Raw genomic sequence first — 21667 nt, 5'->3', positions numbered from 1 at the left:
CTACCATATGCGCATGTCACGGTTGCGGTATGTAACGTCGTGAGGCCGTGCGCTGAGCAACGGCCCAGAACATACCAAAAGTGTTGATAATTTATATTATGTCAAACAACAAGTACTCGACGACGCCATCACGCCAAACATCTGGCATGAAGGTGTGTTCACGCTTACAGGGACACAGCGGTAAAGCGCAGACAATCGGCGTTTTTAATGTGGCGATTCGGCCATCGAGCGACCGCTTCAAACCCTCAAATCAGCCAGAATCTGTTCAGCAAGAAAATCGCAAGGCGGTCGCCTAGACCGCGCACTGCGGGCCAAAACGACTTCGAGGTCATTCAATGGCGGCAGCCCTTCGTTCTGTGATAGCTGAACGAGGTGCGCCGGTACGCTGCATCTTGCAAGAGGTGCGATCGCGAGCCCTGCTTCGACCATGCTGATAAGGCCCAACAAACTCGGGCTTTCGTAGGACATCCGGTATTTGATATTTTCGCGCTGGAGCGCGCTGATGGCGTGGGCACGCGCAGTACTGCCATGTGCGAAAACGGCAATCGAAAGCGGGCGCTCTTTCCACACTTTTCTTGCTGGCGACCCGACCCACACCATTGGCTCGAATCGGATGAATTCGCCCGCGACGCCCCTTGTTTTCGTGAAACAAGCCAGGTCGAGCGTGTTGTCTTTAAGCAATGGAACAAGCTCACTGCTTGGCAAACCGATCACCCGAATTTCCACACGCGGATGAGCAACCGCGAACTTTGCCAGAACCTGCGGCAGCAACGATGAAGCGTAGTCGTCAGGAACACCGATGGTTACGCGGCCCTTCATCTCCGGGCGAACTACCGACGCCCATGCTTCCTCGCGCATCGCAAGCATTCGACGCCCATAGTCCAGGAGCGTCTTGCCCTCTGCGGTAATCGCTACGTTGCGGGTGCTTCGCACGAAGAGCGGTTTTCCCAGCGCTTTTTCAAGCGCCTTTATCTGCATGCTCACCGCCGACGGCGACCGACGCACGGACTCCGCACCTCGAACAAACGATCCTGTATCGGCGACCGCCACCAACATTTCAAGCACGTCCAGATCGAGTTTTTTCACTTTAGTCAGAAAATCTGAGTAATAGATTCAGTTTAATGCGTTTTACTGGAGTATGCATCAAAGCGATACTACGACCGATGAGCACTTGGGGGAGCCCGGGAAAATGCACGGTACGGTTTCGATTTACGGATTTCTGGCGGTCGGCGGAATGCTTGCTGTGACACCGGGGCCGAACATGATCTACGTGATGTCGCGCTCGATTGCGCAAGGACGCACGGCCGGGCTTATTTCGCTTGCGGGCGTCATGCTCGGATACCTCTTCTATATGTTTGGGGCAGCGTTCGGCATCACCGCCTTTTTCCTGAGCGTGCCTTATGCAGGCAGCGTTCTGGGCGCAGGGGGCGCTGCGTATCTGTTCTATCTGGCATGGCAGGCTGTGAAGCCTGGTGGCCGCTCTCCCCTGGAGGTTCGTGAGTTGCCTCGCGAACAACCTCGCCGGCTCTTCGCGATGGGCGCAACGACTAGTCTGCTGAATCCCAAGCTCGCGATGATCTTTCTGTCCCTGCTGCCGCAATTCATCAACTACCAGGACGGCAGCGTTCTCAGGCAATCGCTCGTGCTCGGTTCGTCGTTGATTGTCGCGTTCGCATCCGTCAATGGTTTCGTGGCGGTCTGCTCTGGGAGCATGGCGACGTTCCTCTCCAGTCGCCCGGGACTCCTGCAGGCTCAACGCTGGACTATGGGCGTTGTTCTGGTTGCCCTCGGCGCACATATGACCATCGATGCATTGAAGGTTTGGCATCATCTGATTGCTGCTCTCTGAATAGATTTGCGGCGAGCACGCGAGGTGGGGCATCGTCGATATAGAGCTACGCCTCGCGTCAGGTCGAGAGCGACCGCTACGCCCGGCTCTGTCACCGCCCTTCCCCGGCGACATATTGAACGCTGCGTCTGTATTGGCTGGGTGTCACGCCTTGCTGACGAACAAAGAAACGCGTGAAATTTCCCGGCGAGTCAAAGCCCAGATCGAGCGCGATATCCCGAAGTGCCATTTCGTGCTGCGAAACACTTTCGATCGACAGGTCCATCCTCAGCATGCTGCTGAAAGTCGCGGGCGTCATGCCTGTCTGCTTGTGGAATAGATGGAAGAAATGCGGACGCGATAGCCCAACCCGTTGTGCAAGATCGTCGAAGTCGGGTGTAAGGCCCATCGCCTGTTTCATTGCTTCGATCGCACGACGAATCCTGATGTCGTACGCGATACCGCCAACGAGTCCGGCTGCTGAAAGTACGTTCCCTTGGGGCGATTTGCCGACCAGTTCGCCTGTCATCTCGGCGATCAGCCCTTGGACCGCTTCAAGCGACCGGCCCTCACGGTCAGTCAGAATATCGAGCAGGTCAGAATGAAGACGGCTGAGCTTCCCCTGCAACAGCACGGAAGAACTCGGAAAGAACCGGGGATGAATACTGTACGCGAAACGCCGGTCGACATCCCTCAACCAATCCGGCTCGAGATAAAGTGCGAGCAGCACCGTCGACTGCGATTGTGGGCGATGCTCATAGAAATGCGGCTCCCACGCATTCACGAGTAGCACGTTCTTGTCTGACAAAACATACTCACGATTGCGGACCCCGAACTGGATGTCAGGACCGCCTTCCTTGAAGATGACGTGAGAAACCCGATGTGCATGGAGGACCATGCTCTTGTCCAGCAGCAGCAACGCCACCCTTCCGAACGGCCCGTGAATGATTCGTAAAGGTTCCGACATGTAATGCCTCCTGCCGTCCTGATGAATTCAAAGCGTTCGCAGTGTCTCGGCCGCATCGCGCAAAAAAGTCACCATACGGAATGATAAATCGGCCTTGTCTGTGACAAGTCTGCATACGGCCGGAGCCTCTACAAGTGGGACATTCGCCTACTCTGCGTACAGGCCCTCTTGCACCGCAGCTATCGAAGTACGGCCTGACGGCCGACCAACACGTTTTGAAGTCCGAACGTGAATGGCGTTTGCTGCAATGCAGGATGCCTCTCGCTACATTCGCACACTCAAGGAGACGATCATGGCTGGTGTCGGCAGTGAAAAGGTATTTGAGAATGACAAAGTCATTGTATGGAACTTCGTTCTCGCTCCAGGCGAGGAAACGCCGGTACATACCCACACGCTTTCATACATGTGGTACGCGATCGAAGGTGCGCCCTTGCATATCTTCGACGAAAACGGCGGGGACCTCGGCATCTTCGAAGTGCCGACGGGCGCGATTTACTCACTCAAATGCGAGAACGGGTATCTGGAAGTGCTGTCCGAAATCGGCAAGGGCGCCAAGGTCCCCGCGACGCACAAGGCACGCAACGAGGGTAGCAACCCATACCGCGAAGTGCTGGTCGAGTACAAATAGCAGTACACCTGACTGAGTCTGTCCTGGCAGTATTCCCGAACGCCCCTTGATGCGAGGCGGTGTTCGGGCGATGCTGCAACTCCGCAGAAAACGCGATGCAAGCTTCACGCGCCGCTCGATGACGCGATACGGAAAACCGGTGGCTCCAGATCTGACAATGACTTAAGCGCGATGCTTCAGCAATGCGGTTATGTTGCGAGTCTCGATCTCCGTGAACTGCTCCACGGCATTGGCACCATCCAGCGACAGATCCGGGTCGAGCCCGTCTGCCAGACGCTCAAGCTGCATGTTATTCCATGGCAGAAGATGAAACGGATGGAGCGCAGCCTCGGGACTAAGCGCACGATCAACTTCACCAGCGAGAATGCGTTTCGGAATCTCAGGATCGGCAATGATCGGACGGCCGAGCCCGATGACATCCAGTTCACCACGCTCCAGCGATTCGATCATGGCTGCCGTCGTGCGAAATCCGCCGACCACCATCACGGGCATCTTCGCTGCGGCACGAACGGAGGCGGCAAAATCCACGAAAAAGGCTTCACGCTTGACGGTGCTTTCGCGCGGTGCGTCTTCCCCCTCGTCCATTAGCGTAAGGCCCGCGATCTTCGGCTGCTCAAGCGAACCGCCCGATAGCTCGAGCAGATCGAGCGAAGAATCGTTGAGCTTCTTCACGAGTTCGATGCACTCGGCGTTGGTGAACCCGCCCTTCTGAAAATCAGATGAATTGAGCTTCAGCGCAACCGGAAAGTCCGGACCAACGGCGGAGCGAACCGCAGCCAGCACCTCGAGCACGAAACGGGAGCGGTTTTCAAGCGAACCTCCCCAGCGGTCCGTGCGCTTGTTGGCGAGCGGGCTAAGGAACTGCGAAATCAGGTAGCCGTGCGCCCCATGCAACGAGACACCGGTGAAACCCGCCTCGCGCACTTTCCTGGCTGCGAAGGCGAATTGCCCGATGGCCTGCTGAATCTGCTCTTCCGTCATTTCGCGCGGCGTGGCGAACGAAAAGCCGGCGCCCCGCATCACGTCGATATCCACTGAAGAAGGCGCAAGGGGTGACGTGTTGATCGCGTCTTGCACCTGCCGTCCGGTATGACTGAGTTGAGCCCAGAAATGCGCGCCTTCCGACGTCCCCGCAGCGGCGAGCCGTGCGAGTTGTTCCTGTCCACTGTCATCGTCGATCACGATATTGCCCGGGCGCTCGAGATGCCACCGGTCCACCTGAATATTGCCGGAGAGAAGCAGCCCGGCGCCAGAACGCGCCCAGCGCCTATACAACGCTTCAAGGCGCGGCGTGGAATGATTGTTAGCGTCGGCCATGCCTTCGCTCATGGCCGCCTTGACGAGGCGGTTTGCGAGAATCGCGCCGCTGGGCAGCCGCAACGATTGTGAAAGAGGATTACTCATCTGAATGTCCATCGGGAAACGGTCACATGTAAGCCGAGCCCTTGCCCAGAAAGGCAAAGTCGACCCGGCACAGTAACGACAGCGATCGCTGTCGTTTGTTGTATAGTGATCGCTGTCGTATCATTCGTCAAGCAGATAAAAGAGGGACACTTATGGTCAAGACCTGGTCGGACGACAATCCGAAAGCCGCCCTGATGTCGCGCAAGCGAACGATGATCGTCGACGCCGCGCTGCGGGCTTTCCTTGAAAACGGCTATGCCGAAAGCTCGGTCAACCGCATCGCCGCGGACGCCGGTGTGTCCATCAAGACGCTATATCGTCACTTCGAGAGCAAGGACGATCTGTTCAGTGCAGTGATGCAGGCGGCCTGCTCGCCTTCCGGCGCACAGTCGGCTGACGCGTCAGAACCCGCACAGCCGGGCGAACCAACCTGGTTTCGCGAACCTCCGGCCGTCGCATTGCCAATTGCGGGCAGCGATTATTTACGACACGCTCTTTCGAAAGAGCAGTTGGACCTTTATCGCGTCGTCACGCGGGACGCACCTCGCTTCCCCGAACTGGCGCGCCGCTATCGCGAGGAGGTGACGGGCACGCGCGACGCATTGTTCACGAGCTATCTTGATCGATGGCTGCCTGTCACGGGCTGGGAAGTAAGAGATAAGTACGGCGCCGGCGCAACCTTCGCGGCACTCCTGAAAGCCACGCTTTTCGACGATGCATTGCTTGGTTTAAAAAGCCCCAGCGAAGAAGATATCGCCGAATGTGCGGGTGATGCGGCCGTCCAGATGCTCGCGCTCATGGAAGCCGGTCGGCTCTAGCGTTGTTGTACCGCTACCTAGTAATCTGCCCAACCGTCCTCACCAATTAGCGGTACGAAGCTCACTTCGCCCAACCAGCACTCGTGATAATCCTGTTCCCCGTGCCGCACCAGTTTGATCAATCGTTGATGGTGACGCTCGCGCCCTACCGGCATCACGATCCGGCCACCAATCGACAGTTGCAAACACCACGCCCGCGGGATACGCGGGCCGCCAGCCCCGGCGATAATCGCGTCATACGGCGCATAGTCGCTCAAACCGACCGTGCCGTCGCCAAGATGAACGGTCACGTTAGAAATGCCCAACCGCGCGAGCGTCTCGCGAGCGGAGTCGGCGAGCACCGGATCGCGCTCAACGGAATGGACGTGCTCCACGATTGCCGCTGCAATTGCCGCGGCATACCCCGAGCCGGTGCCGATGTCGAGAACCCAGTCGCGCGGACCCAGTTCGGCCGCCTCCATCATCTGCGCGACGATGGCGGGCTGCGAAATCGCTTGCTGGCCCGCGATGGGCAACGCGCTATCGTCGTACGCGAATTCACGGAGTTGCGCAGGTACGAATTCTTCGCGCGGCACACGGCGCATCGCGGATAGCACATTGGAATCGCGAATGCCCCGTCCCGCGATTTGCCGTACAACCATCCGCTCCCGGGCTTCGCTGAAATCGATCATTGTGGCCTCCGTCTGAGGGTCGCGCAGGCTTTGCAGCAGGCTGCGCATAGCTTCCACCAAACGATTCAATTTTGCGCCTCGTTCGACGTTGGCGAACGCGCATCGGCCTTGCGTTCGACGCGGCCCGACGAATCAGGTATTCGATGGCCACGCGCTTAAGGGTCCGCACTGATGGCATCGTATGGCACACCGGTCCGTTTTCGCCAATAATGGCCCCACATCCACTACTGGACGAGGGCGGCCATGCATTACAGCCCCGACGCCATCCGCACCATCGCTCTGGTCGGCCATGCCGGATGTGGCAAGACATCGCTTGTCGAAGCCCTGCTCCACCAGGGTGGTGAGTTACGCGCCCCCGGCAGCGTGGAACGCGGCAACACGGTCTGCGATTTCGACCTGCTCGAACGCAAATATCACCACTCCCTTAACTCCGCCGTCGCCCACCTGCACTACCGGGATACCCGCATCTATCTGCTGGATACGCCCGGCTATCCGGACTTTTCCGGGCTGTCGATCAGCGCCCTGCCCGCTGTAGAAACCGTCGCCATTGTCATCAACGCGCAGACCGGCATCGAAATGACCACCCGGCGCATGATGGCGTGGGCGGAAAAACGCAAGCTCTGCAGAATGATCATTGTGAATGGTATCGATCGCGAAAAGGTCGATCTTCCGGGGCTTCTGACGCAAATCCAGGAGACCTTCGGCAAGGAATGCCTGCCCATCAACCTGCCGGCGCAAAGCGGCGGCCAGGTGGTGGACTGCTTTTTCACCCCCGCCGGCGAGGCCGACTTCCTGTCTGTTGCGGCGGCGCACAATGCGCTGGTCGATCAAGTGGTCGAGATCGATCCTGCTTTGATGGAGCTTTACCTGGAACAAGGCGAAGCCATCAGCCCGGAGCAGTTGCATGAGCCCTTCGAGCGGGCGCTGCGCGAAGCTCATCTGGTGCCGATCTGCTTCACGTCAGCGGCCAACGGTGCCGGCATCGTGGAATTGCTCGACGTGTTCGTCCGGCTCCTGCCCAATCCCATGGAAGGCAACCCGCCCCTCTTCTACCGCGATGCCGGCGGCCGCCAGGAAGTCGTGCGTGCCGAACCGGCCGCCGACAAGCATGTATTGGCCCACGCCTTCAAGATCGTCATGGACCCTTACATCGGCAAGATGGCCGTGTTTCGCGTCCATCAGGGCACGATCAGGCGGGATAGCCAGCTCTATATCGGTGACGCGCGGCAATCGTTCAAGGTCGCTCATCTGATGATGCTGCAGGGCAAGGAACACGTGGATGTTCCACAAGCCGGCCCAGGCGATATCTGCGCCACGGCCAAGATCGACGAGATCGGCTTCGACGCCGTGCTGCACGACGCCCCCGAAGACGGCAACATCCACCTGACCCCGCTCGACTTCCCCACACCCATCTATGGACTCGCGATCGAGCCTGCGCGCCGAGGCAACGAGCAGCGCCTCTGGGAGATTCTGCAAAAGCTGAGTGCGGAGGACCCATGTCTGCGCATCGACCACCCGGTCGGCACCAACGAGACGGTGGTGCGCGGTCTGGGCGAGTTGCACCTGCGCCTCATGCTGGAGCGACTATCCGAGCAGTACAAGCTCGAGGTCGTGACGCGGCCACCTAAGATCGCCTATCGGGAAACCATCGGCGCCAAAGCCGAGGGACACCATCGCCACAAGAAGCAAACCGGCGGTGCCGGTCAATTCGGCGAAGTGATGCTGCGCGTGGAGCCACTGCCGCGCGGTACGGGTTTCGAGTTCGTCGACGCCGTCAAGGGCGGCGCCATCCCCGGCCAGTTCATGCCCGCCGTGGAAAAAGGCATTCTTCAGGTTATCGACAGTGGGCCGCTGGCCGGCTTTCCGATGCAGGACGTGCGCGTCACCGTGTTCGACGGCAAGAGCCATTCAGTCGACTCCAAGGAAGTGGCATTCATTTCCGCCGGCCGCAAGGCCTTCATCGACGCGGTGCTGAAAGCTCAGCCCGTCCTGCTCGAACCTATCGTGGACATCGAGGTGATGACCCCGGAAGCCGCGATGGGTGACATTATCGGCGACCTGTCCGCCAAGCGCGGGCAAGTCCATGGCACACGCTCGGCCGCGGGCAACGTCGTGGTCGTCGCAGGCCAGGTGCCGTTGTCCGAACTCAACGACTATCAGTCGCGGCTGAACGCCATCGCAGGCGGGCACGGTAACTACAGCATCCAGCTCAGCCACTACGATCCGGTACCCCCCGCCCAGCAGGAGCGGATGGCGTCGCAACACAAGAAACAGGGCGACGGCGCGGCGCAGTGACCGCCCGCGCGTGCCCTTCCCCATGCTTCTGCACGACAACAGAAGGTCCGCAGGTGGCCGACCTGAACATGTGGAATCGGCACGATCCGCGCGAGCGCATGTGGGCCTCGCGCACGCGTCAGTTGCAGCAAGCGCACGCGCCAGTCACAGCGCAAACAACCTCCCACGCTGAGGTTCGCGGTCTTCCACGCCCGCGAGTCGCAACGCGTGCCAGGCCATCGCGAAGTTGCTCGATATCACCGGCTTGCCGATCCTCGCTTCAAGTTCTGGAACGAGTTCGGCGATCCGCAAGCTCGTGCACGACACGAAAACGGCGTCCACGTCCGGGTGCCGTGCAAGGCGCTCGACAGCAGATTGCAGAGACGCAGTGTCGATCCGCGCCACTTCGTTATCGTTTGCATGTTCGAACGACGCCATGCGCGTAATGCCGACGCCGCGCGCCTCGATGTAGTCGCGCATATAGTCGTTGATCGTACGCACATAGGGCGTCAACAGTGCCGCGCGCTGGACACCCAGTGCGCGTAGCGCAGCAAGCGCAGCGGTAATCGGCGTGGTGCACGCCACGCCCGGGCGCGCTTCGCGGATGCGCGCGAACACGTTTTCCTCGCCGATCACCATCGAGGCCGACGTGCAGCCAAACGCCACGACATCGATCCGCTCCGCCGGACGAATCAGCGCGACCGCCGAAGCGATGCGCGCGTCCATTTCCGCGAGGCGCTCCGGCGTGATGTCCGGCGAGTTGAGCACGCGGCTCTCATAGAAAGCCACCCCATCCTGAGTCAGCAGCTTGCGCCACTCGTATTCGATCGTATGGTCGGTGGCGAGCACCACCAGTCCAATCGCGGCGCGCCGGCAAATGCCGTCGTCCAGCGCGAATTCGAGCCTGACGTAGGCATCGTCCTGCAGTGGTTTCGTGCTCATTTCAGTGTCATCCCTGTCATGTCGAGTTCGGGCTGGCGACCGGCCATGATGTCGGCCAGCAGTTTTGCAGTGCCGCACGACATCGTCCATCCCATGTGCCCGTGGCCGGTGTTCAGGTACAGGTTCCGGTGACGCGTGCGGCCGATCAGCGGTGTCCCTTCGGGGGTCATCGGGCGCAGACCGGCCCAGTACGACGCGCGGCTGTAGTCGGCGCCGTCGGGGAACAACTCGCGGGCGACCTGCAGCATCTGCGTGAAATCAGCGGGCGTGTGGCGAGTGTCGTAGCCAGTGAACTCGGCGGTCGCGGTAAAGCGTAGCCGTTGGCCAAAACGCGCCCACGCCACGAGATTGTTTTCGTCGACGCCCCCCAGATCCGGCGGACGATGCTCGGGTCCGACAGGAAACGTGGCGGAATAGCCCTTTACCGGGTACACCGGCAACCGGTAGCCCAGGCGGCGCGCCAGGATGGGCGACCAGGAACCGAGTGCGAGGACGAACTCGTCGCCCAGGATGAGGCCCGTCGGCGTGTGCACGCCAACGACCCGATCGCCGGACGCTTCGATCGCGCTAATGGGTGTATCGAATTCGAAACGCACGCCGACACGCTCACACGCCGCCTTCAGCTCGCGGGTGAACAAATGCGCATCGCCGCTTTCATCGGTTGGACAATAAATCGCGCCCGCGATCCTGTCACGGGCATGCGCGAGCGCCGGCTCGCGCGCGGCCACCTGCGCCGCATCGAGCGTTTTGAGCGGCAGCCCGTTGTCCGCCAGGATCGACATGTTCTGCGTGCCTCGCGCGAAAGAAGCTTCGTCGCGATACAGGTACAACAGGCCGCGACTGATGCGATCGTATTGCAGGTGTTCGGCCGCGGTCAGTTGCTGCAGTTGACTCTGTGCGTAGCGGCACAGCCGCACCTTACGCGTGGTGTTCTGACGTGAACGCTCCGCCGTGCAATTGCGCAGGAACTGAAAGCACCAGGCCCACATGTGAGGGTCCGCGTTCAGCTTCAGGCGCAGCGCCTGCCCGTCGACGAAGAGCGATTTCAGCAGAATTTTCGGCGCCCGCGGAGAAGCCCACGTGTACGAATGTCCGGGCGCGACCAGCCCGGCGTTGGCAAAGCTGGTTTCGAGCGCGACGCCCGGCTGGCGGTCGATCACCGTCACCTCGCGGCCCTCCCTGGCGAGGTACCAGGCGGCCGTGACGCCCGCAATTCCGCCCCCCAGCACAACGGTTTTCATGGCTGACTCAAGCCCCATGCAGAGCACTTACTCAATATAACGTGGTCGCTACGTTTTTGTACGGTGTCCTATACGCGGATACCCTATACCAGCGAAAGGTGCGGCGAGTTCTATCATGAAAAAACACGCTTTCATGGTAGCGCTGCGATGAGACCGCGAGTCGGGCCGTTGAACTGGCAGATTACAACTTGCATGCGACGTACGTTTCCATCCGTTTTCTGATGCCACCGGGATAGCCGTGTGGTGGATCGCTCCGATCCCTTTCACAATAAGGAGTTTCCAACATGATTGCTCAGAAGAATGGCAGGCCGGCCGCAAGTCGCGTCCTGCGCCAAACGACAATCGCGGCATCGGTGGCTCTGGCCGCGCTCGCCGGCATGGCCCCCAGTCCGGCACAAAGCCAGACCATCAAGATCGGCGTGCCCGTGCCGCTATCGGGCAGTTCCGCCAATGCCGGCACGGACATTCTCAACGGCGCCAAGCTTGCCGCCGCCAAGGTCAATGCCGCGGGTGGCGTGCTCGGCAAGCAGATCGAACTGGTGCCCGAGGACGACGCCTGCGACGCGCAGACTGCCGTGCAGGCGGCACAGAAGCTCGTGGACGCGGGCGTCGTTGCAGTGGCTGGCGGGTACTGCTCCAGTGCGGCGCTGCCGGAACTGACGACCTTTCATCGCGCCGGAATTCCCTATGTGCTGGACGCGTCGACCAATCCCAAGCTGACCGAGATGGGCTACGACAACGTGTTCCGCACGATTGGCCGAGACGACGAACAGGGGCCGTTTGCAGCCAGTTTCATGAAAAACTCGCTACACGCGAAACGCGCGGCCGTGATCAACGACAACACGACCTATGCCAAGGGCCTCGCCGACAACACCGTGGCCGCCCTGAAAAAGGACGGTGTCGAGGTCGTCTACGACGACGCCATCACGCCCGGTCAGATGGACTACTCGCCAACGCTGACCCATGTCGCCTCACTGAAGCCGGACGTGATCTACTACACCGGCTATTTCTCCGAAGCTGGCCTGCTCGTGAAAGAGGCTCGGCAACTCGGCCTGAAGATGACCTTGATGGGCGGCGACGGCACCAACGACCCAACGCTGATGAAGACAGCCGGCCCCGCGGCCAATGACATGATCATCACCACGGCGCCGCTGGCGCAGTTCCTGAGCGGCGCGCACAGCTTCGTCGACGACTATACAAAGGCCTACGGGCAAGGGCCTGGACCGTATTCGGTCTACGAATACGATGCCGTCGGCGTCACGGCGAAGGCGATCGCAGACGCAAAGTCGGCGACGCCCGCCGCGATCACGGCCGCCCTGCACAAGATCTCGAACTACCAGGGCGCAACTGGGACGATCGGCTTTAATCCGAAGGGCGACCGCAGCGTGGCGGTGTACATCACCATCATCGTTCGCGGCGACAATTTCGCCCCCTACCAGAAGCAGGATGCCGCGGGGCACTGGATGGCGATGAAATAGGCCCCGTCGCGCCGCGCGCCTCGCCATGAGCAACTTCTTCCAGTTCGTCATCGAAGGGCTGACGATCGGCTCGTTCTATGCGCTCGTCGCCCTCGGCTACACGATGGTCTACGGGATTATCCGGCTGATCAACTTCGCTCACGGCGACTTGTTCATGGTGGGTGCGTTCATCGGTTGGACCGGTCTGACGGTGCTTGCCGCAGCACACCTGCCGCTCGCGCTGGCGCTGCTGATCGCCCTTGTGGCCGCGATGACGGTCACGGGCGCACTCGGCCTCGCCATCGAACGCGTGGCCTACCAGCCGCTGTTGCGCGCGCCGCGGCTATCCATTCTGATCACCGCACTCGGCGTCTCGCTGGCACTGGAAAACGGCGTGCTGCTGCTTTACGGCGCCGGTTTCAACACCTATCCCCATGTGCTCAGCCAGGCAGGACTCGAATTCCAGGGCGTACAGATCACGTTCGCCCAGGTCAGCATCATCGTCGCCAGCTTTGCGTTGATGCTCGCGTTGTATTTCTTCGTTCACCGCACCTTCGTCGGCACCGCGATGCGCGCGCTGGCGATCGATCAGGACGCGGCGCGTCTGATGGGTATCAATGTCGAGCGACTGATCCAGTTGACCTTCTTCCTGGGCTCGGCGCTGGCCGCCGTGGCCGGCGTCATGGAAGGGCTCTACTACACGCAGATCAATTTCTTCATGGGCTTCGTGCTGGGCCTGCGCGCCTTCACCGCTGCCGTGCTTGGCGGCATCGGCAATATCCCGGGCGCAATGGCGGGCGGCATCCTGATTGGCCTGCTGGAGTCCTTTAGCGCGGGCTATGTCTCATCGCGGTGGACCGATGTGCTCGTGTTCGGCGTCCTGATCGCCGTGCTCGTGATCAAACCGACGGGTTTGTTCGGCGAGCGCGTCGTCGAGAGAATGTAGCGCTATGAGCGCCATGCAGGGGTTATCGCATCGAGCTCGTCCTGCCGGCGTCGCGCTGCTTATCGCCGCGATGGCGCTACCCGCTGTCGCCAGCAACTATATCGTCGATGTCGGCCTAACCATCGCCACCTATTCGATCCTGGGCCTCGGGCTGAACATCGTGGTGGGGTATGCCGGCTTGCTGGATCTGGGCTATGCCGCCTTCTTCGCCATCGGCGCCTACACGACGGCGCTGCTGGAAACGCTGTTGCACTTCTCGTTCTGGGAAACGCTGCCGTTCAGCCTCATATTTGCCGGTGCTTCCGGCATCGTCATCGGCTACCCTACCCTGCGCCTGCGCAGCGACTATCTGGCCATCGTCACGCTCGGGTTCGGCGAGATCACGCGCATCGTTGCCACCAATCTCAACATCACGGGCGGCCCAAACGGGATCTACGGCATCGCCAGCCCCAGCCTGTTCGGTTATGAAATCAGCTCGCCGGCTGCGGTCTACGAACTGGGCATCGCGTTCCTCGTGTTGGTGCTCGTGTTTGCGATCCGGCTTGGCCAGTCGCGGCTCGGGCGCGCCTGGACGAGTATCCGCGAGGATGAGGCGGCTGCCGAGGCCGTCGGCGTGCCGACACTGCGCGTCAAAATGCTGGCGTACATCCTCGGCGCGTTGATCGGCGGCCTCGCCGGAAGCCTGTTCTCCGCACGCTTCGGGACCATCGACCCGACCGGCTTCACTTATCTGCAGTCCGTGACGATCCTGATCGTCGTCGTGCTGGGCGGCCGGGGAAGCATTCCGGGCGTGATACTCGGTGCAGTCATCGTCGCCGGCCTACCCGAGGTGCTGCGTTTCCTCAACCTCTGGCGCATCTTCGGTTTTGCGATCGGGCTCGTGATCCTGATGCTGCTCAGGCCGCAAGGGCTATGGCCGGCACCGCTGCGCCGGGTGGCGGCACCGCGCGCGAGTACGGGCGATCCCGAAGCCCTGCCGCCCCGGGAAAAGGTCACCGATGAAATCCTGCTCGAGGTGCGCAACATGCAGCGCCGCTTCGGCGGCGTGCAGGCGGTCGGCGGTATCAGCTTCACCGTGCGCAACGGGGAAATTCTTAGCCTTATCGGCCCTAACGGTGCGGGCAAGACGACGGTGTTCAACTGCCTGACCGGTGTGATCCGCCCGACCGGCGGCCAGGTGCTTTGGCGCGGGGCCTCGCTGGCAGGCGGCGCGCCGCATCGCATCGTCCACGCCGGGATGGCGCGCACCTTCCAGGGCATCCGTCTGTTTGCCAACATGACGGCCTTCGAGAACGTGCTGATCGGCATGGATCATCGCCTTCATACGCCGCTCGTCGCCGAATTGCTGGCGTTGCCCTCCGCTCGCGCCGAAGAAGCGGATCATGCGGCAGAAGGCCTGCGCTGGCTCACGTTTGTCGGGCTCGAGGCGCGCGCGGGCGAACGCGCGGCCGACCTGCCCTATGGCGATCAACGCCGGCTGGAGATCGCCCGCGCCCTTGCCAGCAACCCGCACCTGCTGCTACTGGACGAGCCGGCAGCGGGGATGAACCCGACCGAGAAGCACGCGCTGATGGAATTGATCCGGCGGATCCGGGATTTCGGCGTGACTGTGCTACTGATCGAACACGACATGATGCTGGTGATGAGCGTGTCAGACCGGATCATCGTCATGGACCACGGCGTCATCATCGCCGAGGGGACGCCATCCGAGATCCAGGCCGACCCGCGCGTGATCGACGCCTATCTCGGCACGGCCGAAGCCGACGAAGCAGCCGACGATGCCGCCGGGGAGAAATCGCTGTGGGACTCCTAGAAATACGCGATCTGCACGTGGGCTATGGGAACGTGGAGGTTCTCCATGGCATCTCGCTGGACGTCGGAGAAGGCGAGATCGTGGCATTGCTCGGCAGCAACGGGGCGGGAAAGACCACGACACTGCGCGCCATTTCCGGCCTGATTCGCCCCCGTGCGGGACAGATCGTGATGGCCGGGCACGCTCTTGCCGGACTGCGCGCACACCAGATCGTGGCGCTCGGTCTTGGTCATGTGCCGGAAGGCCGCCGCATGTTCGGGGCACTGACGGTGGAGGAAAATCTGCGGCTCGGAGGCTATCTGATCCGGCGCGACAGCGCGGTACTCGAGCAGCGAATAATGGACGTGTATCAGACGTTCCCGCGGCTTGGCGAGCGGCGCAGCCAGCTTGCGGGGACGCTGAGCGGCGGCGAGCAACAGATGCTGGCGATCGCCCGTGCACTGATGCTGCGGCCACGCATCATCGTGCTCGACGAACCGTCCATGGGGCTGGCGCCGAAGCTGGTTCGAGCGATTTTCGGCATGATCGCCGACATCTGCAAGGAAGGCACGTCGATCCTTCTTGTCGAACAGAACGCGCGCCAGGCGCTGCGCATCGCGCAGCGGGCCTACGTGCTGGAAAGCGGCCGCATCGCCCTCGCGGGCCCGGCCCACGAATTGGCACAGGACAACCGGGTTCGCGCAGCCTATCTGGGCGGCAGCGCTGTCGCCACGGAGTGACGCCGGCGCTGATGGGGTGTTGCTCCGAGATCCACAGCGCCTGGCTGGCACTTGAGTGCCAGCCCCACCGCAGATGCGTCAGAACGAATGCCGCATCCCGATCCGCACATCGGACTGCGTATTCGACGACGACGGCGCGAAGCTATAGCCGATCACCGCATTCACGCCATTCGACGCACGCAGATAGTCGCCGGAAATATACACATCGGTCCGTTTGGACAACAGGTAGTGCAGTCCGAGCGAGCCCTGGTTCCAGTGATTGCCTTCGAAGCTCGTGTGCTGATAGCCGCCATACAGCGAAAGCGCAGGCGTGAAGTTATACGACGCGCCCCCTTCATAAACCTGCATGTGCGAAGTCTGCCCGAAGCCCTTGATCGTCGTGTAGGTGAAATCGCCGGTGAGCATCAGGTCGCCGATCGTGTAGGCGGCGCCGACCGCAAACGCGCCTTGCTTGTCCACCGGGAATGCCGACGAGCTAAACAGATCCGTCACCGCGCCAGTGGCCGGATCGACGGAAACGGTCGGCTGGCCGAGGAAGGTGCGCGTGCCGATCATCGCGTACGGGTCGAACGCATAGATGCCGAACGGATTGTTCAACTGTGTATAGGCCAGGCCCATGTTGAACGGACCGTGGTCATAATGCGCGCCCACGCTCCATGCGCTCTTCTGATGGAAGTTGCCGGCGGTGTTGCCGAACGAGTACATGCCGCCGAAGGTGAAGCCGGCGAAATCATTGGACAGGAACTTCACCGAGTTCGGCAGACGGTCGCCGTTCATACGGTCGAAGTCGCCCTGGTGAATGGCGTAGCCGCTCGCCCATGCGGAGATGTTGTACAGATAGACGAACTCTTCGGTCATATCGAGCTGGTTACCGAACGAGAATGTCCCCCACGAGTTCTTGATGCCGACATAGGCCTGACGTCCGAATTCAGCACCGCCGAATCCCAATTGCCCATTGCCCAGGTGGAAACCCGATTCGAGTACGAAAACCGCTTGCAGGCCGCCGCCGAGATCTTCCACGCCTTTGAAGCCGATCCGGTTGCCGTACGAAATGCCGTCGTCGAATTTGAACTGGTGTGCGCCACCGGCATTGTTCACGTAGGTGATACCGGCGTCCAGAATCCCGTACAGGGTGACGCTGCTTTGCGCATGGACCGCCGTCGGTGCGCATACCGCGCTTGCCGCGAGGGCGAGTCCCGAAAGACTAACGGCATTTCTCTTCTTCATCTAATTCTCCCCTGCTCTTTGCCTGCGTATTTCGTTAGATAAAGCGATCCCTGCTGCGTGCTGTCTTCCAACGCGCGGCGCTTCTCGCATGACGGGCAGTTCGAAATCGGCTGAGACTGATTGAAACGATTGAAGCTCACTAACGCTGACCAGGCCGCCAAAACTGACTCAGCCGGCCAGGCTGTTTGAAGCTATCGGCACTGCATACGATCATCTGCATGCCTGCATCGACGGGTCAAGAATAAGTGTCCAGATTTAAGAGGATTCGACCGGATGCGACATGAATCTGTCGAGTAGCGACCTCGTAGTCAGGAATGCCGGGGTTATTTCACACCGAGTGCGGTTTGCACCGCTTGCAAGCCATTGGCGCCGCTGGCGGTGTTCACGCCGTCGAGCCATGACTTCAGCAATTCGGGGTGGCGCTTGAGCGCTTCGGTGGCGGCCGTGTCGACACCGGTCTTCTTCTCGAGCACCTCGGTGATCACGCCGTTTTCCAGATCGACATTGAATGTGAGTTGCCTGAACAGGCGGCCGACATTCGGACACTGCTCGGCGTACCCGCTACGCGCAACGGTATTGACCGTGGCGCCTCCGTAGTTCGGCCCGAAGTACCTGTCACCGCCGTCGAGGTAAGTCAGCTTGAACTTCGTGTTCATCAGATGCGGCTCCCATGCAAGGAACACGATCCATTTCTTCTCACGCACCGCGCGGTCGACCTGCGTGAGCATGCCGGTCTCGCTCGATTCGACGAGCTTCCAGCTACCGAGCCCGTATGCCTTGTCGTCGACCATCTTCTTGATGTTCTGATTGGCCGGCGCCCCCGGTTCGATGCCATAGATCTTGCTGTCGAACTTGTCGGCGTTCTTCGCAAGGTCCGCGAAGGAATGCACGCCCGCGGCCGCCACGTAGTCCGGCACCGCGAGCGTGAACTTCGCGTTGCTCAGATTCGGATGCACGACCTCGATCGATTTTTCATCCTCGAACGGCTTCACGACCGGTGCTTGCGCCGGCATCCAGTTGCCGAGAAACACGTCGATCTGCCCTTTCTTCAGGCCTTGATAGGTGATCGGCACCGACAGGTTCGACACGTTCTGATGGTAGCCGAGCGCCTTCAACAGCACACCGGTCATCGCATTGGTCGCGTCGATGTCGGTCCAGCCGGGACCCGCCATGTTGACCTGCGTACAGGACTGCGGTTCCGCGGCAGCGGCAAAGGTGGCTGCCGCGCACAGCAGCGCAACGCCGGATACAGCCTGTTTGAAGAGCTTTTTCATCATGTCGGCTTCCTGTAGGTGGGATGAATCGTGAGCGGAGACATCAGCGCGTTACAGCGGGAAAACGCGCCATCGCTTCGAGCGTGTCGAGGTCGATGTGATTGCGCATGTAGCGCTGGCTCGCATCGACATGCGGCTGCCAGTCCCATGACGCGACCGTGCCCTGCGTCGTGGCCTCGAAATGGAAGCGGCGGCGGCGCTGGCTTTTCAGTACGTCGTTGTGCAGCGCGGCGAGGTTCCAGCTTTGTGCGATCTCCTCACGAAATGCTGAGACCTGTGATGCATATTCGGCGCGCGCGGCGAGGTTCTCGCGTTCGAGCGGGTCCGTTGCCACGTCGTACAGTTGGTCAGGATCGGCAGGTGTGTGAATGAATTTGAAGCGCCCGCGTCGCAGCATCACGATTGGCGCTATAGCGCCTTCCGCCAGGTATTCACCGATCGCTTCGTCGTGGCCGCCGTGGGTGCCTTGTGTGCCACGCAGATGCGGTACGAGACTTTGACCATCGAGCGAATCCGGCCAGACTTTTGGCTGTTCGCCGCGCGCCAATTCCACTAACGTGGGCAGCAGATCGAGATGCGAGACCGACTCGTGCACACGATGCGCGTCGAAACGCTGCGGCGCATGAACGATCAAGGGTACGCGGCAGCCGCCTTCGAAGAACGTCATCTTGTACCAGAGCCCGCGCTCGCCTAGCATCTCACCGTGGTCGGACGTCACCACGATAACGGTGTCTTTCGCGAGCCCTGCCTGTTCGAGCGCCTCGAGGATCGCACCGAACTGGTCATCGACGTAAGAGATCGCGCCGTAATAAGCCCGTCTTGCATTGCGGATCTGCTGGTCAGTCGGCGGCGTGCGGTCGGTTTCGCACACGTGGCGCAGGCGCTTCGAATGCGGATCGGCTTCATCGAGCGAATCGCGATGCGCGGGCAGATCGATGTCTTCATCCGCATACATGTCCCAGTACTTCCGCGGAATCGCGTATGGGTCATGCGGATGCGTCAGCGAGGCGACCATGCAGAACGGCCGTGCATCTTTGCCGGCATGCCGCTCACGTGCGATATCGAAGAGCTTCTGCCGCGTGGTGAAAGTGACTTCATCGTCGAAGTCGAGTTGATTCGTGCGCACGCATGGGCCCGCGTCGATCACCGAACTCATGTTGTGGTACCACGTGGGGCGCGTTTCGAAATCGTCCCAGTTCGGCGTCCAGCCGAAATCTGCTGGATAAATGTCTGTGGTGAGCCGCTCTTCGAATCCGTGCAGTTGATCGGCCCCGCAGAAATGCATTTTGCCGGACAGGATCGTGCGATACCCGTCGGCGCGAAGATAATGCGCGAACGTCAGCGTTTGCGACGGAAATTCTGCTGCATTGTCATAGGCGCCGATCGCGGACGGCAGCTTGCCCGATAGAAAAGAAAAGCGCGACGGCGCACACAGCGGGCTGGCGCAATATGCCGAGTCGAATACCACGCCCTGCTTCGCGAGGCGATCGAGATTGGGAGTCTTCGTTAGACGATGTCCGTATGCGGCAAGCGCAAACGGCGTCATCTGGTCGGCCATCAGAATAAGGATATTCTGTTTCGTGTCATGCATTGGAGCGTGCCTCGAATAGAATCGCAAATAGGGGTGCGGGTGTCGCTGCAAGCGGGAAACCGGTGTGCCGGTCCCCGCGTGAACACCACTATTGCCGTCCAATTCGCTGCTGTGAAGACGGCAAATCGTTATGTGCCTATAAGGGGGCCTTATGTCGAGGCAGGATCGCTTGCCGCCGATGCAGGCGTTGACGATGTTCGAATCCGCAGCGCGTCTCGCGAGCTTTACGGCGGCTGCACGCGAGCTGGGCTCGACGCAACCTGCGGTCAGTCAGCGCGTGGTGCAACTCGAAGAGGCACTCGGCGTACCGCTGTTCGAACGCGGCCATCGCGGCGTCACGCTGACGGAAGACGGTGTGCGTCTATTCGAAGCGGTGCGCAACGCCCTCGACACCATCCGCCTCGCCACCGCCGAGATCCGCGCGCGGCGCACGCCGCAAACTCTCACGCTATCCACCGACTTCGGTTTCGCGACCTACTGGCTGATGCCGCGCCTTTCGCAGTTCAAAGCGTTGATGCCGGACGTCGACGTCAAGATCATCACGTCGCAGAGCGTGTTCGATCCGTCACACAATCAGGCGGACATTGCGATTGCGTTCGGCGATGAAGATGCGGACCTGAGCGCGCGAGGCGCGCTCAAACTATTTCCTGAGCGTGTCACGCCGGTGTGCAGTCCGGTTTTTCTCGCGGCGCATCCGCAATTGCGCACGCCGTCGGACCTGTTGAGCTTGCCGCTGCTGCATCTAGAACCTACCCAGCCGGCGCGCTGGCTGTCGTGGGCCGACTGGTTCGCCGCGCAGGGTCTCGATGCGCCGGCCGCACATCGCGGCATCACGTTCAACAGCTTTACGCTCGTGGCCCACGCGGCGATCATGGGCCAAGGCGTCGCGCTTGGTTGGGCGCCACTGGTCGACGAGCTTCTTGCCACGGGGCAACTCGTAGAACTGTTCGACACGCCGGTGGTGACGGAGCGCGGCTATCTGCTCGTCACGCAGCGCGCGACGACACCCGCGGTCAGCGCATTCCGCCAATGGCTGCTCGGCGAATGTGGGCTTGACGCTGAGTGAGGGCGGCGCCTCAGAAAAGCGATGACGGGCCGTGAACCATGGTTGACGTACATGTAATCCATGGATTACACTTTCTGCATGTTGAATATCCGCACTACCGAGACATTTGATGCCTGGTTCGACGGCTTGAAAGACCGGATCGCCAAGCGCCGCATTCAGGCCCGCATCGACCGTCTGGCGATGGGTAATCCCGGCGACACGAATTCCGCAGGCGCGCCGATTACCGAACTGCGGATCGATCACGGTCCCGGCTATCGCGTCTACTACGTGCAGCGCGGCGCAGTGCTGGTGATCCTGCTGTGTGGTGGAGACAAGTCGACTCAACCTGCAGATATCAAAGCCGCACACAAGATGCTGGCGAACCTTGAATCGGAGTGAACAATGGAAAAGATCAAAACCCGGCAGTGGAATTCGGCCGAACACCTGAAGACCGAAACGGACATGGCTGAATATTTCGAGGCCTGTCTGCTTGAAGGCGGCGACGACCCTGCATTCCTCGCGCATGCGTTGGGCGTGATCGCGCGTGCACGTGGCATGGCGCAGCTCGCCCGCGACACCGGAATTTCGCGCGAAGGTCTCTACAAGGCGCTGTCCGAAGATGGCAATCCCAGCTTCGCGACGATCATCAAGGTGATCCGCGCCCTCGGTCTGGAGCTGCACGCGGCACGTGCCCACGCCTGAGATTGATTTGCGCTTGGGGCGCGCTGCCCTTCCCCCCAACCTCCCCTGACGCTCCCATTCCAGCGCGACGGCGGTTAGCTTCTATCCCCCTGTACCGCTGATTTGCTCTACTGCGATGAT

The 21667-nt window shown here is 61.0% G+C and carries 20 protein-coding genes and 1 pseudogene; 12 read left to right on the top strand and 9 right to left on the bottom strand.

Going from position 1 to position 21667, the window contains the following annotated elements:
* Positions 1–237: 237 nt before the first annotated feature.
* A complete protein-coding gene (locus P3T25_RS44635) occupies positions 238–1086 on the bottom strand; it encodes a LysR substrate-binding domain-containing protein (RefSeq protein ID WP_429363808.1) in 849 nt (282 codons plus the stop codon).
* Between the two features lie 103 nt (positions 1087–1189).
* On the opposite strand from P3T25_RS44635, the gene P3T25_RS44630 reads away from it, so the two are divergent.
* The gene (locus P3T25_RS44630; protein WP_429363806.1) at positions 1190–1849 is read left to right on the top strand and encodes a LysE family translocator; all 660 of its coding nucleotides are present in this window, start codon (positions 1190–1192) and stop codon (positions 1847–1849) included.
* A 91-nt stretch (positions 1850–1940) separates the two neighbouring features.
* On the opposite strand, the gene P3T25_RS44625 is transcribed toward P3T25_RS44630, so the two are convergent.
* Positions 1941–2747 carry a helix-turn-helix transcriptional regulator gene (locus P3T25_RS44625; RefSeq protein ID WP_429363804.1) on the bottom strand — a complete coding sequence of 269 codons (807 nt, stop codon included), beginning with the start codon at positions 2745–2747 and terminating at the stop codon, positions 1941–1943.
* Between the two features lie 295 nt (positions 2748–3042).
* On the opposite strand from P3T25_RS44625, the gene P3T25_RS44620 reads away from it, so the two are divergent.
* A complete protein-coding gene (locus P3T25_RS44620) occupies positions 3043–3423 on the top strand; it encodes a hypothetical protein (RefSeq protein ID WP_233468880.1) in 381 nt (126 codons plus the stop codon).
* A 162-nt stretch (positions 3424–3585) separates the two neighbouring features.
* Here the strand turns inward: P3T25_RS44620 and P3T25_RS44615 are convergent, their stop codons facing one another.
* Positions 3586–4827, bottom strand: a complete 1242-nt coding sequence (locus P3T25_RS44615; RefSeq protein ID WP_171927154.1) for an NADH:flavin oxidoreductase/NADH oxidase family protein — start codon at positions 4825–4827, stop codon at positions 3586–3588.
* Between the two features lie 212 nt (positions 4828–5039).
* On the opposite strand from P3T25_RS44615, the gene P3T25_RS44610 reads away from it, so the two are divergent.
* Positions 5040–5645, top strand: coding sequence for a TetR/AcrR family transcriptional regulator (locus P3T25_RS44610; protein WP_429363802.1), 606 nt, complete (start codon positions 5040–5042; stop codon positions 5643–5645).
* A gap of 17 nt (positions 5646–5662) precedes the next feature.
* Here P3T25_RS44610 and P3T25_RS44605 read toward each other — a convergent pair whose 3' ends face one another.
* On the bottom strand, positions 5663–6316 hold the full coding sequence (locus P3T25_RS44605) for a protein-L-isoaspartate(D-aspartate) O-methyltransferase (RefSeq protein WP_429363800.1): 654 nt from the start codon (positions 6314–6316) through the stop codon (positions 5663–5665).
* A gap of 243 nt (positions 6317–6559) precedes the next feature.
* Between P3T25_RS44605 and fusA the strand changes: the two genes are divergently transcribed.
* Positions 6560–8611, top strand: a complete 2052-nt coding sequence (fusA, locus tag P3T25_RS44600; RefSeq protein WP_429363798.1) for an elongation factor G — start codon at positions 6560–6562, stop codon at positions 8609–8611.
* A gap of 35 nt (positions 8612–8646) precedes the next feature.
* Positions 8647–8748 (top strand): annotated as a pseudogene (locus P3T25_RS44595) (DUF1989 domain-containing protein); the annotation flags it as partial.
* Between the two features lie 7 nt (positions 8749–8755).
* Here P3T25_RS44595 and P3T25_RS44590 read toward each other — a convergent pair.
* Together P3T25_RS44590 and P3T25_RS44585 are read right to left on the bottom strand one after the other, a co-directional pair.
* Positions 8756–9532 carry a maleate cis-trans isomerase family protein gene (locus P3T25_RS44590; RefSeq protein WP_429363796.1) on the bottom strand — a complete coding sequence of 259 codons (777 nt, stop codon included), beginning with the start codon at positions 9530–9532 and terminating at the stop codon, positions 8756–8758.
* Positions 9529–10773: a D-amino acid dehydrogenase gene (locus tag P3T25_RS44585; RefSeq protein WP_429363794.1), complete on the bottom strand. Its 1245-nt coding sequence runs from the start codon at positions 10771–10773 to the stop codon at positions 9529–9531. Before P3T25_RS44585 ends, P3T25_RS44590 begins: the two co-directional genes overlap by 4 nt.
* A 284-nt stretch (positions 10774–11057) precedes the next feature.
* Here P3T25_RS44585 and P3T25_RS44580 point away from each other — a divergent pair, with 284 nt between their 5' ends.
* The 4 genes from P3T25_RS44580 to P3T25_RS44565 are packed head-to-tail and all read left to right on the top strand — an operon-like array spanning position 11058 to position 15708.
* A complete protein-coding gene (locus P3T25_RS44580; protein ID WP_154560682.1) occupies positions 11058–12251 on the top strand; it encodes a branched-chain amino acid ABC transporter substrate-binding protein in 1194 nt (397 codons plus the stop codon).
* A gap of 25 nt (positions 12252–12276) precedes the next feature.
* Positions 12277–13176, top strand: a complete 900-nt coding sequence (locus tag P3T25_RS44575) for a branched-chain amino acid ABC transporter permease (RefSeq protein WP_154560683.1) — start codon at positions 12277–12279, stop codon at positions 13174–13176.
* A gap of 4 nt (positions 13177–13180) precedes the next feature.
* The gene (locus tag P3T25_RS44570) at positions 13181–14989 is read left to right on the top strand and encodes an ABC transporter permease subunit (protein WP_154560684.1); all 1809 of its coding nucleotides are present in this window, start codon (positions 13181–13183) and stop codon (positions 14987–14989) included.
* Complete coding sequence (locus tag P3T25_RS44565; RefSeq protein ID WP_168435708.1) at positions 14977–15708, top strand: ABC transporter ATP-binding protein; 732 nt, start codon at positions 14977–14979, stop codon at positions 15706–15708. Before P3T25_RS44570 ends, P3T25_RS44565 begins: the two co-directional genes overlap by 13 nt.
* Before the next feature lie 78 nt (positions 15709–15786).
* Here P3T25_RS44565 and P3T25_RS44560 read toward each other — a convergent pair whose 3' ends face one another.
* The 3 genes from P3T25_RS44560 to betC form a co-directional block, all read right to left on the bottom strand.
* Complete coding sequence (locus P3T25_RS44560; protein WP_154560685.1) at positions 15787–16935, bottom strand: porin; 1149 nt, start codon at positions 16933–16935, stop codon at positions 15787–15789.
* Positions 16936–17258: 323 nt separating this feature from the next.
* Complete coding sequence (locus tag P3T25_RS44555; protein ID WP_429363790.1) at positions 17259–18212, bottom strand: choline ABC transporter substrate-binding protein; 954 nt, start codon at positions 18210–18212, stop codon at positions 17259–17261.
* 40 nt (positions 18213–18252) lie between these two features.
* Complete coding sequence (gene betC / locus P3T25_RS44550) at positions 18253–19800, bottom strand: choline-sulfatase (RefSeq protein ID WP_429363788.1); 1548 nt, start codon at positions 19798–19800, stop codon at positions 18253–18255.
* A gap of 151 nt (positions 19801–19951) precedes the next feature.
* Here betC and P3T25_RS44545 point away from each other — a divergent pair, with 151 nt between their 5' ends.
* Genes P3T25_RS44545 through P3T25_RS44535 form a run of 3 tightly spaced genes read left to right on the top strand, consistent with a single transcriptional unit; the run spans position 19952 to position 21547 of the window.
* Positions 19952–20866, top strand: a complete 915-nt coding sequence (locus tag P3T25_RS44545) for a choline sulfate utilization transcriptional regulator (RefSeq protein ID WP_429363786.1) — start codon at positions 19952–19954, stop codon at positions 20864–20866.
* Between the two features lie 60 nt (positions 20867–20926).
* Complete coding sequence (locus tag P3T25_RS44540) at positions 20927–21244, top strand: type II toxin-antitoxin system RelE/ParE family toxin (protein WP_211610447.1); 318 nt, start codon at positions 20927–20929, stop codon at positions 21242–21244.
* Between the two features lie 3 nt (positions 21245–21247).
* On the top strand, positions 21248–21547 hold the full coding sequence (locus P3T25_RS44535; RefSeq protein ID WP_266259186.1) for an addiction module antidote protein: 300 nt from the start codon (positions 21248–21250) through the stop codon (positions 21545–21547).
* Positions 21548–21667: the final 120 nt, after the last annotated feature.

Source organism: Paraburkholderia sp. GAS32 (genome assembly GCF_050434225.1).
GTDB classification, from domain to species: domain Bacteria; phylum Pseudomonadota; class Gammaproteobacteria; order Burkholderiales; family Burkholderiaceae; genus Paraburkholderia; species Paraburkholderia madseniana.
The sequence above is the reverse complement of the archived record's forward strand: the minus strand, read 5'-3'. Positions and strand labels throughout refer to the sequence as shown.